The 517-nt window shown below is 32.3% G+C and carries 2 protein-coding genes; one reads left to right on the top strand and one right to left on the bottom strand.

The genetic code is table 11. The annotated features are described in order from the left end of the window. On the top strand, window positions 1–192 hold a 192-nt coding region (locus tag VQ643_RS16325; protein ID WP_414201574.1), incomplete at its 5' end, for a hypothetical protein. A gap of 29 nt (window positions 193–221) precedes the next feature. On the opposite strand, the gene VQ643_RS16320 is transcribed toward VQ643_RS16325, so the two are convergent. Beyond that, entirely contained in the window at window positions 222–383 is a 162-nt protein-coding gene (locus VQ643_RS16320) for a cysteine peptidase family C39 domain-containing protein (protein WP_414201576.1), read from the bottom strand. Between the last annotated feature and the right edge of the window lie 134 nt (window positions 384–517).

Genomic DNA, 517 nt, shown 5'->3' with positions numbered 1-517 from the left:
GCTCTATTTTATAAAAATATTAAAGCTAATGATATTGTTTTAACTAGTGATGCTTTGAATTGTACTGTTGATATTTGGCAAGATCCAATTGTAGAGGGCATGTTGTTCTTAACTGATTCCTTAAAAGAAAAGCTAGAAGAAGCGGGTGTTGTAAAAACTTGGAAGTTAATTGAGTGTAAAATAAAGGATTGATCAGATACATTATTTAATGTGGCTTTTAATTAAAAGATATCATCCATTTTAGTTAAAATAAAATGCTCACCATTCTCGCACAAAACTACCGAAGGTAGTGAAACCATTTCTAAGCGTTCAATATCTTTTTTAACCACTTTGGCTTTAAGTTCTAAATGCTTAGCGGCTAATAGCCATGTGTTTAAATTAATATTTATTTAACCTTCTTCTATAAAACGGTGAGTTATATCGGCCGCATCAACAGAGACGCCATGGTAGTGGGCAATGATAGATAAAGCATGAAGTGAAGTGCTGGGGTTCATAGTTATAAATAGTTGAGTTAAGT

The organism is Pseudomonas sp. F1_0610 (assembly GCF_047470865.1).
In the GTDB taxonomy this organism is placed as follows: domain Bacteria; phylum Pseudomonadota; class Gammaproteobacteria; order Pseudomonadales; family Pseudomonadaceae; genus JAZDRH01.
Note: the sequence above shows the minus strand (reverse complement) of the source record. Positions and strands in the feature narration are given on the sequence as shown.